Consider the following 15261-nt stretch of genomic DNA (forward strand, 5'->3'; position numbering starts at 1 on the left):
GTAAGCACACCGTGCACACCACCCTGACTGCCGCGTCGTCGACCGACGACCCCAGCCATAGACCGTATTCGCCCTTCCGAACCCGCCTGCGCGGGTTCGATTCCCCGCCGAGCGTGGTGATCAACCGATGATCGCCGCGCTTCTTCTTTTGCTGGCCGGGCTGGCCCTGACGGCCGCGATCATCGCCGCCAACGGCTACTTCGTGGCGCAGGAGTTCGCGTACATGTCGGTCGACCGCGTGAAGTTGCGCGCACGGGCCGAAGCGGGCGACGCATCCGCCAAGCGGGCGCTCGCCGTGACCAAGCGCACCTCGTTCATGCTGTCGGGGGCCCAGTTGGGCATCACCGTCACCGGCCTGATGGTCGGCTACGTCGCCGAACCCTTCATCGGCGAATCCCTCGGCGTGCTGCTGGGCGGTGTCGGCATCCCCACCGCCGTGGGCATCACGATCGGAACCGTCGGCGCGCTCGTGCTCGCGACGGTCGTCCAGATGCTCTTCGGCGAGCTCTACCCGAAGAACCTGGCGATCGCGAACCCCGACCCGCTCTCACGCGGCCTCGCGCGCTCCACCCTCATCTACCTGACGGTCTTCGGATGGCTCATCCGGTTCTTCGACGCGTCCTCGAACGCGGTGCTCCGGCTCATGCGCGTGGAACCCGTGCACGACGTCGATGCGAGCGCGACGGCCGAGGATCTCGAGAACATCATCGAGGACTCCCGCGCCAGCGGCGACCTCCCGGAAGAACTGGCGGTGCTGCTCGATCGCATCCTCGACTTCCCGGATCGTGATGTCGAACACGCGATGATTCCGCGCGTCCGCGTCGACACCGTCACGCCTGACGCGACGGTCGCGGACGTTCGTGCGCTCATGTCCCGCGCGCACACCCGCTACCCCGTGATCGGTGACCACGACGAACCCATCGGGGTCGTCCACCTGGCCGATGTGCTCGGTACCGACGTGAGCGACCCGCGCCCCGTGACCGCGATCATGCGCGATCCGCTGGTCGTGCCTACTCTCATGGCTCTGCCCGACGCGCTGGCGCTGCTTACGAAGACCCGAAACGAAATGGCGTGTGTGATCGACGAGTACGGCGGGTTCGCGGGAGTTCTCACGATGGAAGATCTCGCCGAAGAACTCGTGGGCGAGATCACGGACGAGCACGATCCCGATGACGTCGCCGGATCGGAACAGGACGCGGACGGTGTCTGGGTGATGGACGGAGACGTGCACATCGACGAGGTCGAGCGATCCGTGGGGCGTGATCTTCCCCGCGGTGACTACGAGACGATCGCGGGCTTCGTGATCGCGGAGGCCGGGCGTCTTCCCGAGATCGGCGAGCGGATCGAAGTCCGACTGCCCGTCGAGGGAGCGGACCTGGTCGAGGATATCCAGACGGTGCGGATCATCGACATCGAGGTCGTCGAGATCGAACGCTTCGTGCCGCGCACCGTGCGGATCACACTGCGCGAGGAACCCTATTCCCGCGAACAGGAGCACGAGCGCGAGCACACTGCGCCCGCGGCTCCCGCTGACGATGAGGAGGTCGACCGATGAGCGCCGGTCTCGTCATCCTGGTGACCATCGCGCTGATCGCGCTCAGTGCCTTCTTCGTCATTATCGAGTTCGCCCTTCTCGGCGCCCGCCGGCACAGGCTGGAAGAGATGGCTCCCGAGAGCGCGTCCGCGCGCGCGGCGCTTCGCGGAATGAACGAACTGACGATCATGCTCGCCGGCGCCCAGCTCGGTATCACTGCCTGCACCTTCGCACTCGGGGCTATCACGAAGCCGTTCGTGGACGGATGGCTCGGCCCGGTCTTCACGGCGTGGGGCGCGCCCGAATGGCTCGCGGGCGGGGCAGCGTTCGCGCTGTCGCTGCTGGTCGTGACGTTCCTGCACCTCGTGATCGGCGAGATGGCGCCGAAGTCCTGGGCGATCGCCCATCCCGAGCGTTCGGCCAAGCTCATCGGGATCCCGGCACGCGCCTTCATCTGGCTCTTCCGGCCCTTCCTGCTGTGGATCAATCGGATCGCGAACGCACTCGTGCGCCGAAGCGGTGTCGAACCCGTCGACAAGGCGGCGGTCGGTGGCCGCGACGCCGACACGATCAGGCACCTCGTCGAGTACTCGACACAGGTGGGCGTTCTCGAGCCCGAGCTGCGCACCCAGATCACGGGCGTCATCGCTCTGCAGACCCTCACCGCCGAAAGCATCACGTCTAACAATGGGCATCCAACGTCCGTCGCAGGCGGCGCAACCGTTGCCGAGGTGCGTGCCGCTTCGCAGCGTTCGGGCCACCTCCGGATTCTGCTCACGGATGCCGCGGGCAACGCGCAGTCGGTTGTGCACGTGCGCGACACCCTGCTCGCCGACGATGGCTCCCCGGCGGCCGCCTTCGCGCGACCTGCGCTGCGGCTGGACGCAGCCACGCCGGTCTACGAAGTGCTGCGCCAGATGCGCGAGAGCCGGGTACAACTGGCGGTCGTGGAGAGCGCCGCGAATATGATCGGGGTCGTGACACTCACGGACGTCGTCAAGCGAGTTCTGCCCGGTGGGAGCGAAGCCGTGGCAGCAGCACGCTGATGGTCGCGCTGCCGGAGCTGCCGTACGAGTCCTGGCGTGACACGAAGGAGACGCTCCACCGCTACCTGCAGATCGTCGGAAAGCTGCGCCTTGCCGACAGCCCACGACGCAACCACTGGTGGAACGTCCCCTTCCACGTCACCGGAGCCGGGATAACAACCCGACCGATGGGCTCGGACCCGGTGTTCGCGGTCGACTTCGACTTCATCGAACATCGGCTCGTCGTCGCGACGACCGATGGGCGGAGGGAGTCGTTCAGCCTGCGGGGGTTGAGCGTCGCGGGATTCCACTCGGCGTTCGTCGACGTATTGACGAGGGCAGGCGTGGACCCATCCCCGATCGTCGAAGCCACCCCCTTCGACCTCCCCGATGCCGGGCGGCGTTTCGCGGATGACACCGAGCACGCAACCTACGATGAGGACGCCGTCGCCACGTATTGGCAGACGTTGTCGCACGTCAACCTCATCCTCGAGGAGTTCTGCGGACGCGTCTCGGGGAAGACGAGCCCGGTGCACCACTTCTGGCACACGTTCGACATCGCAGCCACGCGCTTCTCGGACACGATCGTCGCGCACGACGCCACATCCGATTCCGTCACGCGTGAGACCTACTCGCGCGAAGTCGTGAGCTTCGGATTCTGGTTCGGGGATGAGTCCTACCCTGCCCCGGCGTTCTACTCCTATACGTCGCCCGAGCCTGCGAGGATCAGCTCGTGTGCGCTCCCGTCCGGAGCCGAGTGGCTCGACCGAGGCGCCAGTCACCTCGCGGTCTACCCGCTAGCAGCCGTTCGCGACGCCCCCGACCAGGCCGCCGCGATCCTCGACTTTTTCGAGGCCGCTTATCGCGGCGGTGCCACGCTGGCGGGTTGGGACATCGAGCGCTACGCGTGTTCGGGCGGTGTGACCGATCCGGTGCACGCCGCAGCGAATGGCGACCGGCTCGGTTGATACGGTCGGTTGAGACATGAACGCGCCCCGTTGTCAAGGGGTGCGGGGATGCCGAAGTGCCGCCGCACACTGGACGGACAACGGTTGGAGAACCATGTCCAGCATCCACAATCCGCACTACGCGTTGCAGCCGACCACCACGATGATGTGGGTCGTCCTCGACTTGGGACGTCCGCTCGGAGATCCACGCCGCACCGTCGCGCGCATCTACGAGGTTGACGCAGACGAGGTAGAAGTCGAGTGGCTCCTCGATCTGCCTTTCCCCGCGCGATACAGCTCGCCGGTCGCGGTCATTCGCGACCTGCAGCGGCGCGAGGCGCGCTCCAGATCTGAGCGCCCTGTCCCCATTCCGCACCGCGGTCCGCCCCGCACCACCCTGATGTCACGGGACTAGGACCCTCGCTCATCGGTCCTTCTGTGGGCGAGATGCCCCGTGCACAGAAGGGCCCTCTCGCGTCGTCGTCTTCCCCAGCCGTCGACACGAGAGGGCTATCCTGATTCCCCACGAACATTCGTCCTATGGCACGAAAAAACACGCGCATTTCGGCGCGGATCAGATCGCATAGCAATAAGACACGGTGATCAGTCCCCACGTCACACCGTTGAGATCGGGTTCTCGTAACCTAGCAAAACCGTTCACCTACTGTCCACCGAAAGGGGGACACTTGTGGATAATTCGTCGGAGTGTTACGCACCCGTTGCGGGCGAGTTGCGCGGACGTGTGTCCGGGCATCCGAGAGAATTCGGACATGACCCCAGAACGGTGGCACAAGCTGACCAATTGGCCACTGATCGTGGCATCGTTCGCGTTCATAACCGCGTATTCGTGGCAGGTCATCGGTGAGCTCCGGGGAATGCCGCGGGTCGTCACGGCCACGATCATCTTCGTCACCTGGATCATGTTCGTCGCGGACTATCTGGTACAGCTCTCGCTCGCGCCGAAGAAGGGCGTGTGGTTCCGTGCGCATCTCTTCGCTCTCGCGGTCGTCATCGTTCCCGCCCTCAAGCCCCTCCGGTTGCTCCGCGTCCTGACGCTGTTCCATCCGTTCGGCCGGAGCGCGGGCGACGCGCTGCGTGCCCGCCTCATGATCTACGGCGTCGCATCCGCGCTGATCGTCGTCTACATCGCCGCGCTCTCGGTGCTCGAGGCCGAGCGGGCGTCCCCCGACGCGAATATCACCAACTTCGGTGATGCGATCTGGTGGGCGTTCGTGACGATCACCACGGTCGGCTACGGCGACTTCACGCCCGTGACGGTCGCGGGCCGCGTCGTCGCCGTGATCCTCATGCTCTCGGGGGTCGCCGTGCTCGGCATCAGCACCGCGACACTGGCATCGTGGGTCGCCGAGCGCGCGACCGCCGGTCACGCGGAGTACCAGCCGGCCACCCGGGCCGAGGTACGCAAAATCTCGGCGCAGCTCACGGCCCTGGGCGCACCCGCCGACTCGTCGTCACCAGCGCGGACGCCTGACGCCTGAGCGCGGCGGGCGCACGGTCGTGCCTGGACTAGGGTTTTCCTGGTGTGCCCGCGTGGGCAGAGAGGTCGGGCAATGCCAAGACGTGGTGCAACCGGTGGAGATGGCGACATCGTCGAGGGCTACAGGTGGACGCCGGGACGGGTCATCCTGCACATCTCGGTCGGTCTGTTCGCCGGTCTGCTGTCGGGCATGTTCGGCGTCGGAGGCGGCATCGTCATCGTCCCGCTCCTCGTGTTGCTGCTGGCCTATCCGCAGCGCCTCGCGGCCGGTACGTCGCTTGCGGCCATCATCCCCGCGGCGAGCGTCGGCGTCATCTCTTATGCATTCAGCGGCGATGTCGCTTGGATCCCCGCGCTGATCCTGGCCGGTGGGGCGGTCATCGGCGCTCAGGTCGGCACGTGGCTCCTGCCTCGGGTGCCGGTGCGTGTCCTGCAGTTCGGCTTCGCCGCGTTCCTCATCGTCGTCATCGTCAGCCTCTTCCTCGTCATCCCCAGCCGGGGCGAGCCGTTCGAGCTCAGTGTGGTGACCGTTCTCGGACTGATCGCGCTCGGACTCATCACGGGGCTCCTCTCGGGACTCCTCGGCGTGGGAGGCGGCATCGTCGTCGTGCCCGCCCTGCTGCTCATCTTCGGCACAAGCGACCTGATCGCCCGCGGCACGAGCTTGCTGATGATCATCCCGACCGCAATCTCGGGCACGATCGGCAACCTCGGCCGTCGGAACGTGAACCTGTTGGGTGCTGCCCTGGTCGGTGGTTCGGCGTGCACGACCACAGCGCTCGGCGCGATCATCACAAAGAGCATCGATCCCTTCTCGGCGAACATCATCTTCGCGGTGTTCCTCTTCTTCATCACCGTTCAGATCCTGGTGCGGGCAATCCGCGGGCGATCCAAGTAGCCCCCGTACGCCGTCATAGGATGGCGGGGTGCCAGTGAACCCCGAGCTCGTCGGTCGTGACTTCCCGCCGACGCAGCCGTACCTCGTCGGCCGGGAGAAGGTGCGCGAGTTCGCCCGCGCCGTCTTCGCCACGGACCCCTCGCATACGGATGTCGCAGCGGCCCAAGCGCTCGGGTACACGGATGTCGTAGCGCCGCCGACCTTCGCGATGGTGATCCAAGATCACACCCTGCAGCAATTGCTCGCCGAACCCGACTCGGGCGTCGTCCTCGAGCGCACGATTCACGCCGAACAGAAGTTCCGCTACACGAGGCCGATCGTCGCGGGCGACGAGCTCACCGGCCGACTCGCCGTCACCGGGGTCCGTGCGATCGGCAAAGGCGCCATGGTCACGAGCGAAGCCGAGATCACGGATGCCTCGGGTGCTCATGTCGTGACCGCGACATCCATCCTGCTGATCGGCGGCGAAGAATGACCGGCCTGCTTCCCACCGTCGGCGAGGTCGTCGCCGAGCGCACCGTCCACCTGACCCGAGAGTCCCTCGTGCGTTATGCCGGGGCATCGGGGGACTTCAACCCCATCCACTACAGCGACGAGGTCGCGGCCCGTGTCGGGCTGCCCGGCGTCTTGGCGCACGGAATGCTGACGATGGGCCTCGCGGGTTCGACGATCGTGCCATGGCTCGGCGACGCCGGCCACATCACCGACTACGGTGTGCGTTTCACGCGTCCCGTCGTCGTCGACGCCGAGGATGGCGCCGACGTTCGGGTCGTGGCGACCGTGGCCGAGGTCGACGAGGCCGCCCGAACCGCGCGCATCGACCTCGTCGTCTCGCATGCCGAAACGACCGTGCTCGGCAAGGCGCAGGTGCGCGTTCGGTTGGGGTGAGTCCCATGCCCGACATCGAACCCGTTCCCCTCTCGAAGCTGACGACCCTTCGCACGGGCGGACGGCCCGCCCGCATGATCGCCGCGACCACCCGTGATGAGCTGGTTGCAGCGCTCCGTGAAGTCTGGTCGACGGGTGAACCGTGGCTGGTGCTCGGCGGAGGCTCGAACCTGTTCGTGGGTGATTCCGACTACGACGGCACCGTCGTACGGATCCTGACGAGCGGCATCGAGCGGATACCCTCAGCACGTCCGGGTTATGCCCGCCTGCGGATCGAGGCCGGACACGACTGGGACGACCTCGTCGCGCACACGGTTCGCGAAGGCCTGGCCGGTATCGAGGGGATGTCGGGAATCCCCGGAACGGTCGGAGCAGCACCCGTGCAGAACGTCGGCGCGTACGGGCAGGAGATCGAACAGACGCTCGTCGAGGTCGAGCTCATCGACGAGACGACCGGCGATGTCGAGACGGTGCCGGTGGAGCAACTCGGGCTCGGCTTCCGCACCTCCGTGTTCAAAGCCCACTACGGCTCGGTCGCCGAACGTCCCTCCGTCATCCTCTCTGTGACCCTCGAGTTGGAAGAGGTCGGGGACGCGCCGCGCCTCGTGCGCGGCGAGCAGTTGCGACGTGCCCTCGGGTACGAGCCAGGCGCGGCGGCAACGTTGCGCGACGTGCGTCACCGTGTGCTCGCGACCCGTCGAGCGAAGGGCATGGTGCTCGACGACCTGCCTGACGACCGTGCCGACCCCGACACGCGTAGCGCTGGATCGTTCTTCCAGAACGCGATCGTGTCGGCTGCGTTCGCCCGGACGCTCCCCCCCGAGTGCCCGCGCTGGCCGGTGCGCCCGGATGTCGAGGTCGACACCGTGATTCCCCTGGAGTCGTACGACGGCATTGTGCCCGCTGCATCCACCTCCGCTCCCGATGTCAAGGTGAGCGCCGCCTGGCTCATCGAACACTCGGGGTTGCGCAAGGGGTTCTCGCTGCCGCGCTCGCGGGCCGGACTCTCGACGAAACACGCGCTCGCGCTCACGAACCGCGGGGGAGCGACGGCGGGCGAGATCGCGGAACTCGCACGATTCATCCAGCAGCGGGTGCAGGCGGAGTTCGGCCTGCTCTTGCAACCGGAGCCCGTCCTGATCGACGTGGAGTTGTAGAGCGCGATCGACCAATTTCAGTCAGGCTGATGACAAGCTGGCCCGCGTCGTATAGAACAAGAGGGATTCCAAAGGAGGAAGCCCCCATGTCGACGATGACATCGCATTCCGATCACCGCCTGTTCGCGGGCGGAGAATGGCTGACGCCCCACACTTCGGCCCGCATCGAGGTCGAGAACCCCTACACCCGAAGGATTGTCGGAACCGCCCCGGACGGGGACGCTGCCGACATCGACGCCGCTGTTCGCGCGGCGCGTGAAGCGTTCGATCACGGACCCTGGCCGCGCATGAGCGCCGACGAGCGGGCGACGTTGCTCGAGCGTCTCGCGGACGAACTGGAGCGTCGCGGCGCGGACATCGCAGACCTCGTGACCGACGAGATCGGTCAGCCGACGGGCCTATCGCGCTACGTGAACGGGATGATGCCGGCCGGCCAACTGCGCTACTTCGCCGGACTCATCCGCGCCTTCGCGTTCGAAGAGGAACGGGCGAACATCGCCGGTCCCGGTGCTTCGACCATCCGGTACGAACCGGTGGGTGTCGCGGGCCTGATCGTGCCCTGGAACTATCCGCAGTCTCTGCTCTCCGCCAAGCTCGCGCCCGCGCTCGCGGTCGGGTGCACCGTCGTGATCAAGCCCGCGGCCGAGACTCCGCTGGACGCGCTCGCGCTGGCCGAGGCAGTCGAGGCGGTGGGATTCCCTCCGGGCGTCGTGAACGTCGTCACGGGTGGTCGTGAGACGGGCGACGCCCTCGTGAAGCACCCCGGTGTCGACAAGATCGCATTCACCGGATCGACCGCCGCGGGCCGCATCATCGCCCGCAACTGCGGCGAGCGGCTGATCCCGGTCACTCTCGAGCTCGGCGGGAAGTCCGCGGCCATCGTGCTGGACGACGCCGACATCGATGTCACGCTGGCGGGGCTGCGCGGTAACTCCTTCATGAACTCGGGTCAGACCTGCTTCCTGCTCTCGCGCGTGCTTGTGCCGCGTTCGCGGCGGGACGAGGTCGTGGACGGACTCGTGGACGTGGCGCGCTCGTTCCGGCTCGGCGATCCCCGAGACGCCTCCACCGAACTCGGCCCGCTCGTCTCGGACCGCATTCGCTCACGCGTTCGCGGTCTGGTCGACGGGGCTCGCGCACGCGGCGCCCAGGTCCTCACCGGCGGACGCGATCTGCCCGGCGAATCGGGCTACTTCTATGAGCCGACCATCCTGGCCGGAGTCTCGCCGGAAGACGAGATCGCCCAGGAAGAGGTGTTCGGTCCCGTCGTCACCGTCATGGAATATCAGGACCGCGACGATGCGGTGCGCATCGCCAACGACTCGAAGTACGGGCTCGGCGGGGCGGTGTTCTCGCGTGACATCGAAGCGGCCCGAGACGTGGCACGCGCGGTGCAGACCGGCACCATCGGCGTGAACGGGTACGCCCCCGACCTTGCTTCGCCTTTCGGCGGCTACAAGGCATCGGGACTCGGACGAGAGCAGGGCCACGAGGTCTTCTACAACTACCTCAACACCAAGTCGATCAACGTCATCCTGGGAGCAGGAGCATGAGGGCCGCGGTCGTCAACGGCTTCGGGGCCGGCTTCGATGTCGAAGAGATCGACATCGACGAGCCGCGCGGGCGAGAGGTGCTAGTCGACATCAAGGCATCGGGTCTGTGCCACTCCGACCTGCACTTCGCCGAGACGAACTTCGGGATGGAACCGCCGATGGTGCTCGGCCACGAGATCGCGGGGGTGGTTGCGGGAATCGGCCCGGAGGTCACCGAGTTCTCCGTCGGCGACCACGTCGTCGGATCACTGGTGCAGTTCTGCGGGGCGTGCGTCGCCTGTCTCAGCGGCGATACCGTGCGCTGCGCGCACCCCGAGGCGACCCTGCGTGCGCCGGATGAACCCCCGCGCCTGAGCCGCCGCGGAGAGCCCGTGCTGGCCGCGATGGGAACCGCGGGATTCGCCGAGCAGGCGCTCCTGCACGAGAACCAGCTCGTCGGGATCGACCCGGCGGTCCCGTTCGCCGAGGCATCCGTTCTCGGTTGCGGCACCATCACGGGGGCGGGCGCGGCGATCAATTCCGCCGGAGTACGTCCCGGTCAGACCGTTGCGGTGATCGGTCTCGGCGGCGTCGGCCTGAACGTCATCAGCGGAGCGCGCCTGGCGGGTGCCGCGAGAATCATCGGCATCGACCTGAACGACGAGAAGCTCGAACTCGCTCGCGCGTTCGGAGCGACCGATGTCGTCAACGGTCGCGATGGCGATGTCGTCGCAGCGGTGCAGCAGCTCACGGACGGGGGTGTGGACCATGCCTTCGAGGTGATCGGGCGGAAGGACACCGCGCTCCAGGCCATCGCGATGCTCGCCGTCGGCGGCACCGCCAGCCTGATCGGTATCCACGGTGCGGGATCGACGATCGAGCTCGACCCGAACGACTTTCTGCGCTGGCAGAAGAAGGTGCAGGGCGTCTACATGGGGCACGCGAACATCAAGCGCGATATCCCGTTCTACGCCTCGCTGTTCCTGCAGGGTCGGCTCAACCTCACGGACCTTATTTCGGTCGAGATCGGAATCGACGACCTCAACGAGGCCTACGATCAGCTCCGCACGGGGCGAACCGCGCGGAGCGTCATCACCCGGTTCTGAAGCGGCTCGCGCGCCCGCTCGGTCAGGCGAACAGTTGCTGGAGGCGCCGGATGCCCTCCAGCAGCTGATCGTCTCCGAGTGCGTACGACAGGCGCAGGTATCCGCTCGGCCCGAATGCCTCGCCGGGTACCACGGCGACCTCGGCCTCTTCGAGGATGAAGTCGGCGAGTTCGAGCGAGGTGTTCAGCGTGCGGCCACGCCATTCACGCCCGAGCAGACCGGTTACGTCCGGATAGACGTAGAAGGCGCCGAGCGGGACGGGGACGACGACGCCATCGATCTTCGAGAGCTCATCGACGATCAGCCGCCGACGACGGTCGAAAGCGAGCCGGAACTTCTCGGCTTCGTGCTGCGGACCGGACAGCGCGGCGAGGGCCGCGCGCTGGGCGATGTTGTTGACGTTGCTCGAGAGGTGCGACTGCAGGTTCGAAGCGAGGGAGATCGCGTCGCGGGGACCTACCATCCACCCCACGCGCCATCCAGTCATCGCGTACGTCTTCGCGACCCCGTTGACGAGGATCGTGCGATCGGCGAGGCCCGGAACCGCCTCGACGATCGACACCGCACGTGCGCCCTCGTAGACGAGGTTCTGATAGATCTCGTCCGTGATGACCCAGATGCCGTGCTCGAGTGCCCACTCGCCGATAGCGCGCGTTTCTTCCGGCGTGTAGACCGAGCCGGTGGGGTTGGAGGGTGAGACGAAGACCAGCACGGTCGTTCGCTCGGTGCGCGCCGCGTCGAGCTGCTCGACCGTGACCTTGTAGTCCTGGTCGGCCCCGGCGAACACCTCGACGGGCACGCCGTCGGCGAGGGCGATGGCCTCGGGGTACGTCGTCCAGAACGGCGCCGGCAGAAGGACCTCGTCGCCCGGGTTCACGACGGTCTGGAATGCCTGGTAGACGGCCTGCTTGCCGCCGTTCGTCACGACGATCTGGGCGGGGTTGACCTCGAGACCGGAATCGCGCATGGTCTTGGCCGCGATCGCCTCGCGGAGGACCGGAAGACCCGCAGCGGGGGTGTAGCGGTAGTTGGCGGGATCCCGCACGGCCTGGGCCGCGGCATCCACGATGAACTCGGGGGTGGCGAAGTCCGGTTCGCCCGCGGCGTATGAGATCACGGGACGCCCGGCGGCCTTGAGGGCCTTCGCTTTCGCGTCGACCTTGAGGGTCGCCGACTCGGCGATGGCGGAGAGTTTGCGGGAGAGCGGAGCGCGTTCGGTCACGTCTTGAATGGTAGTCGCGTGACCCGTGCCCCGCCCTCTCGCCGCCCTACACTCGCGAACCGCCCCCCGACCGTAGGCGAGAGAGGGCGTCGACCGTCGCAGCGAGGATCAGCACGCCACCGGTCACCAACAGGTTGATTCCCGCCGGGAGGCCGAGCAGGCCCAGGCCGTTCGTGATGACCGCGATGACGAGCGCTCCGATCGCGGCGTGGACGAGCCGGCCCTTGCCGCCGAACAGGCTGACGCCACCGACGACAGCGGCCGCGACACCACTCAACACGATGTCCCGCCCGACGGTCGCGTCGACCGAACCGACACGCGCCACGCTGAAGAGTGCCGACAGGACGGCCAGCGTGGAACAGATCACGAACGCCCACCACATGATCAGTCGGACCTTGATGCCCGAGCGCCGCGCGGCCTCTTTGTTCCCGCCGATCGCGTAGATGTAGCGGCCGAACTTGGTGCGGTCGAGGACGAACGTCCCGATCCACAGCACCGCCAGAACGATCGGCACGATCACCGGCACGCCCTGCACGGCCACGACCGACTGCCCACGATCCTGGTTGAGGACGAACACGACGATGCCGCCGATCACCAAGATGGCGGCCAGCTTGATCCAGACGACCGTGATCGTTCGGTTCGGAACGCCTGCCCGAGTGCGTCGCGCCCGGTCCCACCACGACGTCCCGCCCGAGATCAAGATCATGATGGCGAGCAGCGCCCACCCCGCCCAGACGGGCAGGTTGCTGTTCTGGATGGCGACGAGCTCGGGAACCTGGACGCGATACAGGCCGCCGTCACCGATGATGAGCAGCGCGAGCCCCTGGTATCCGAGGAAGAGCCCGAGCGTGACGACGAAGGATGGTATCCCCACCCTCGCGACGAAGAATCCGATGAGCGCACCGGTGGCGAAGCCGACCACGAAGCCGATGAGCAGCGCCAGCGGCCACGGCACGCCGAACTGCGCGTTGAGGACGACGAACAGGGCCATTGCAACGCCCCCGGTGACACCGGCCGACAGGTCGATCTCGCCGAGCAGCAGGACGAAGACGAGGGCGATCCCCAACATCACGAGGGTCGCGGCCTGGTTCATGAGGTTCGCGAAGTTGCGCTCCGTGAGGAAGAACGGGCTGAGCAGGCTGAACAGCGCGCCGAGCACGACGAGCCCGCCGATTGCGGGAAGCGCACCCATGTCGCCGGAACGCACTCGCTGCCACCAGGCCCGGATCTGGTCGCCGAGGCCTCCCTCGATGCCGGATCCGATCATGCCCTCGCCCATGAGGGGCGGAGCCGCATCCTTGGACGACGTTGTCATTCTGCGCCTCCCGTGGCGATGGTGCTGGTCTCTTGAATGGTGAATCCGGGCGGAGTCTTCGTGCCGGTGATGTATCCGACGACATCGTCACGGGTCGTTTCCGAGACCTCGAGCTGCGCGACGAGCTGACCGAGGTAGAGCACGGCGACGTCGTCGGCGACCTCGAACACATCGGCGAGGTTATGGCTGATGAGGACGACCGCGACCCCCTGCTCCGACAGGCGACGCACGAGGTTGAGCACCTGTTCGGTTTGAGCGACGCCGAGCGCGGCGGTGGGTTCGTCCAGAATGACGACACGAGCCTTCTTGAGGACGGCTCGTGCGATGGCCACCGTCTGCCGCTGGCCGCCCGACAGCGACGAGACCCGCTGCCGCACGGACTTCACGGTGCGCACCGAGAGTGAGCGGAGGGTGTCGGATGCTTCTTTCTCCATCCGTCCCTCGTCGAACGTTCCGACCGAGAGCTCCTCGCGGCCGAGGAACATGTTCTGCACGATGTCGAGGTTGTCGCAGAGCGCGAGGTCTTGATAGACGACCTCGATGCCGAGCGCCGCCGCTTCCCGCGGCGTGGTCAGGTCGCGGTGAACTCCGTCGATGCGTACTTCGCCCTGGTCGTAGGGCTGCACGCCGGCGAGCCCTTTGATGAGCGTCGATTTGCCCGCTCCGTTGTCGCCGACGAGCGCGGTGACCTTTCCGGGATAGACCTTGAGGTCGATCCCTTTCAGCACGGAGACGGGTCCGAATGATTTCTTCACTCCGACCAGTTCGATAATCGGGTCTGGCATCTTCGCTCTTTCGTTGGTCGTGTTGGCGGTCGTTGTCGGGGGCGCCGCATCGTGCTGCCGATGCGACGCCCCCGGATGGATCGAGCTACGGTGCCGTGACGCCGAACTCCTCGCACGCGGCCATGACATCCGGCGTGCAGACGTCGTCGTAGGCGGCGTCGCCGGCGGCGATGACGTCGTTGACGCTGTCCGGTCCGACCAGGATCGGCGTGACTTGGATGTACGGGGTTCCGTCGTCGAGCTCCGCGTCAGCCGAGGGCTCTTCACCGCTGAGCAGCGCAACCGCCACCTCGACAGCGGCGTCCGCCTCATCCTTGACGGGCTTGTAGACCGTGGCGGTCTGCCAGCCGAGAAGGATGTTCTGCAGGCCCGCGACGTTGGCGTCCTGACCGGAGACGGCAACGCCCGTCAGGTTGTTGTCCTGCAGGACCTTGATGACACCGGCTGCGTTGGTGTCGTTCGCCGCCCAGACCCCGTCGACGACGCCGCCGAGCGAGGTCAGAGCCTGCTCGAAGTTGGTCTGCGACTTGGCCTGGTCCCAGATTCCCGGGGGCTCGGCGGCCGGCTCGATTCCGGCAGCCTCCATGACCTCGGCGGCGCCCTCCTTGAACATGGCGGCGTTGCCGTCGGTCGGGTCCCCACCCATGTAGACGACGACGGACGTGGCGGGATCTTTGCCCGCGGCTTCGAGGCCGTCGAGCACGGTCTGGCCCTCGAGGCGGCCGACCTCGACGTTGTCGAACGACACGTAGTAGTCGGCACCCGTGAACGGTCGGTCATAGGCGATGACCGGGATTCCCTCGGCCTTCGCCTTGGTCGCGACTGCTTCGGCCGCACCCTGGTAGTCGACGAGGAGCATGACGCCGCATCCCTGGGTCAGCTGCTGGTCCGCGATCGTGGAGTACTTGTTGACGTCGCCCTGGGCGTTCTGGATGTCGACGTCGAAGCCCGCGGCCTCGAGACCTTCCTGGAGGTACTTGCGGTCGAAGTTCTCCCAACGGGGCGAGGACGCGGCATCGGGGAGGATGACGCAGGCCCGTCCGGCGGCGTCGCCGCCACCGCCTTCCGAGGCTGACGGGGTACCCGAACCGGAACAGCCGGCCAAGAGCACCGCCGAGGCTCCGACGACGGCGAGCGCCGGGAGCAGCAGAGACTTCTTCATCTTTCGCCCTTCCACACTGAATATGCGATTGCCGGGGCATCAGTGCCCCGCAGGTCGATCATGACGACGCGGCTCGTTAACGTCAAGACTTGAACGCAAGAATTGATGGGACCGTTCCCGAATCGATTCAGAGGACGAGAAGGCTCGTTTCGTTGAGCATGACGCGCAGGGTGACCGGCCAGAAAGTGGCCA

Annotated in this window: 15 protein-coding genes; 11 read left to right on the plus strand and 4 right to left on the minus strand. The window is 66.8% G+C overall.

Annotated elements, in window-relative coordinates:
• Positions 1-127 precede the first annotated feature (127 nt).
• The 11 genes from CGU34_RS06055 (at position 128) to CGU34_RS06105 (ending at position 10585) form a co-directional block, all read left to right on the plus strand.
• Positions 128-1555, plus strand: coding sequence for a hemolysin family protein (locus CGU34_RS06055; protein WP_100813603.1), 1428 nt, complete (start codon positions 128-130; stop codon positions 1553-1555).
• The gene (locus CGU34_RS06060; RefSeq protein ID WP_100813604.1) at positions 1552-2580 is read left to right on the plus strand and encodes a hemolysin family protein; all 1029 of its coding nucleotides are present in this window, start codon (positions 1552-1554) and stop codon (positions 2578-2580) included. Before CGU34_RS06055 ends, CGU34_RS06060 begins: the two co-directional genes overlap by 4 nt.
• Complete coding sequence (locus tag CGU34_RS06065) at positions 2580-3527, plus strand: DUF5996 family protein (RefSeq protein WP_100813605.1); 948 nt, start codon at positions 2580-2582, stop codon at positions 3525-3527. The genes CGU34_RS06060 and CGU34_RS06065 overlap by 1 nt, the downstream gene beginning before the upstream one ends.
• 94 nt (positions 3528-3621) lie before the next feature.
• The gene (locus CGU34_RS06070; protein WP_036298753.1) at positions 3622-3921 is read left to right on the plus strand and encodes a hypothetical protein; all 300 of its coding nucleotides are present in this window, start codon (positions 3622-3624) and stop codon (positions 3919-3921) included.
• A gap of 355 nt (positions 3922-4276) precedes the next feature.
• Complete coding sequence (locus CGU34_RS06075) at positions 4277-5005, plus strand: potassium channel family protein (RefSeq protein WP_100813606.1); 729 nt, start codon at positions 4277-4279, stop codon at positions 5003-5005.
• 72 nt (positions 5006-5077) lie between these two features.
• Positions 5078-5902 carry a sulfite exporter TauE/SafE family protein gene (locus tag CGU34_RS06080; RefSeq protein WP_100813607.1) on the plus strand — a complete coding sequence of 275 codons (825 nt, stop codon included), beginning with the start codon at positions 5078-5080 and terminating at the stop codon, positions 5900-5902.
• A gap of 28 nt (positions 5903-5930) precedes the next feature.
• The gene (locus CGU34_RS06085; protein WP_036298767.1) at positions 5931-6377 is read left to right on the plus strand and encodes an FAS1-like dehydratase domain-containing protein; all 447 of its coding nucleotides are present in this window, start codon (positions 5931-5933) and stop codon (positions 6375-6377) included.
• A complete protein-coding gene (locus CGU34_RS06090) occupies positions 6374-6790 on the plus strand; it encodes a MaoC/PaaZ C-terminal domain-containing protein (RefSeq protein ID WP_036298769.1) in 417 nt (138 codons plus the stop codon). The genes CGU34_RS06085 and CGU34_RS06090 overlap by 4 nt, the downstream gene beginning before the upstream one ends.
• Positions 6791-6795: 5 nt before the next feature.
• The gene (locus tag CGU34_RS06095) at positions 6796-7947 is read left to right on the plus strand and encodes a UDP-N-acetylmuramate dehydrogenase (protein ID WP_100813608.1); all 1152 of its coding nucleotides are present in this window, start codon (positions 6796-6798) and stop codon (positions 7945-7947) included.
• Positions 7948-8033: 86 nt separating this feature from the next.
• On the plus strand, positions 8034-9500 hold the full coding sequence (locus CGU34_RS06100) for an aldehyde dehydrogenase (RefSeq protein ID WP_100813609.1): 1467 nt from the start codon (positions 8034-8036) through the stop codon (positions 9498-9500).
• On the plus strand, positions 9497-10585 hold the full coding sequence (locus CGU34_RS06105) for a zinc-binding dehydrogenase (protein ID WP_036298775.1): 1089 nt from the start codon (positions 9497-9499) through the stop codon (positions 10583-10585). The genes CGU34_RS06100 and CGU34_RS06105 overlap by 4 nt, the downstream gene beginning before the upstream one ends.
• Before the next feature lie 22 nt (positions 10586-10607).
• Here the strand turns inward: CGU34_RS06105 and CGU34_RS06110 are convergent, their stop codons facing one another.
• The 4 genes from CGU34_RS06110 to CGU34_RS06125 all read right to left on the minus strand — a co-directional run bounded on the left by CGU34_RS06110 (position 10608) and on the right by CGU34_RS06125 (position 15069).
• Positions 10608-11807 (minus strand): pyridoxal phosphate-dependent aminotransferase, encoded by a 1200-nt coding sequence (locus CGU34_RS06110; protein WP_100813610.1) that lies wholly within the window; start codon positions 11805-11807, stop codon positions 10608-10610.
• Between the two features lie 46 nt (positions 11808-11853).
• A complete protein-coding gene (locus CGU34_RS06115; protein ID WP_036298777.1) occupies positions 11854-13122 on the minus strand; it encodes a sugar ABC transporter permease in 1269 nt (422 codons plus the stop codon).
• Positions 13119-13907 (minus strand): ATP-binding cassette domain-containing protein, encoded by a 789-nt coding sequence (locus CGU34_RS06120; protein ID WP_036298779.1) that lies wholly within the window; start codon positions 13905-13907, stop codon positions 13119-13121. Before CGU34_RS06120 ends, CGU34_RS06115 begins: the two co-directional genes overlap by 4 nt.
• 85 nt (positions 13908-13992) lie before the next feature.
• Complete coding sequence (locus CGU34_RS06125; RefSeq protein ID WP_036298781.1) at positions 13993-15069, minus strand: sugar ABC transporter substrate-binding protein; 1077 nt, start codon at positions 15067-15069, stop codon at positions 13993-13995.
• Between the last annotated feature and the right edge of the window lie 192 nt (positions 15070-15261).

The organism is Microbacterium lacus (assembly GCF_002812805.1).
GTDB classification, from domain to species: Bacteria; Actinomycetota; Actinomycetes; order Actinomycetales; family Microbacteriaceae; genus Microbacterium; species Microbacterium lacus_A.

Coding starts and splice junctions, on each gene's coding strand:
- CGU34_RS06075 (WP_100813606.1), top strand. CDS start 4,277: ATGACCCCAGAACGGTGGCACAAGCTGACCAATTGGCCACTGATCGTG.
- CGU34_RS06105 (WP_036298775.1), top strand. CDS start 9,497: ATGAGGGCCGCGGTCGTCAACGGCTTCGGGGCCGGCTTCGATGTCGAA.
- CGU34_RS06090 (WP_036298769.1), top strand. CDS start 6,374: ATGACCGGCCTGCTTCCCACCGTCGGCGAGGTCGTCGCCGAGCGCACC.
- CGU34_RS06055 (WP_100813603.1), top strand. CDS start 128: ATGATCGCCGCGCTTCTTCTTTTGCTGGCCGGGCTGGCCCTGACGGCC.
- CGU34_RS06125 (WP_036298781.1), bottom strand. CDS start 15,069: ATGAAGAAGTCTCTGCTGCTCCCGGCGCTCGCCGTCGTCGGAGCCTCG.
- CGU34_RS06065 (WP_100813605.1), top strand. CDS start 2,580: ATGGTCGCGCTGCCGGAGCTGCCGTACGAGTCCTGGCGTGACACGAAG.
- CGU34_RS06100 (WP_100813609.1), top strand. CDS start 8,034: ATGTCGACGATGACATCGCATTCCGATCACCGCCTGTTCGCGGGCGGA.
- CGU34_RS06060 (WP_100813604.1), top strand. CDS start 1,552: ATGAGCGCCGGTCTCGTCATCCTGGTGACCATCGCGCTGATCGCGCTC.
- CGU34_RS06120 (WP_036298779.1), bottom strand. CDS start 13,907: ATGCCAGACCCGATTATCGAACTGGTCGGAGTGAAGAAATCATTCGGA.
- CGU34_RS06070 (WP_036298753.1), top strand. CDS start 3,622: ATGTCCAGCATCCACAATCCGCACTACGCGTTGCAGCCGACCACCACG.
- CGU34_RS06080 (WP_100813607.1), top strand. CDS start 5,078: ATGCCAAGACGTGGTGCAACCGGTGGAGATGGCGACATCGTCGAGGGC.
- CGU34_RS06115 (WP_036298777.1), bottom strand. CDS start 13,122: ATGACAACGTCGTCCAAGGATGCGGCTCCGCCCCTCATGGGCGAGGGC.
- CGU34_RS06095 (WP_100813608.1), top strand. CDS start 6,796: ATGCCCGACATCGAACCCGTTCCCCTCTCGAAGCTGACGACCCTTCGC.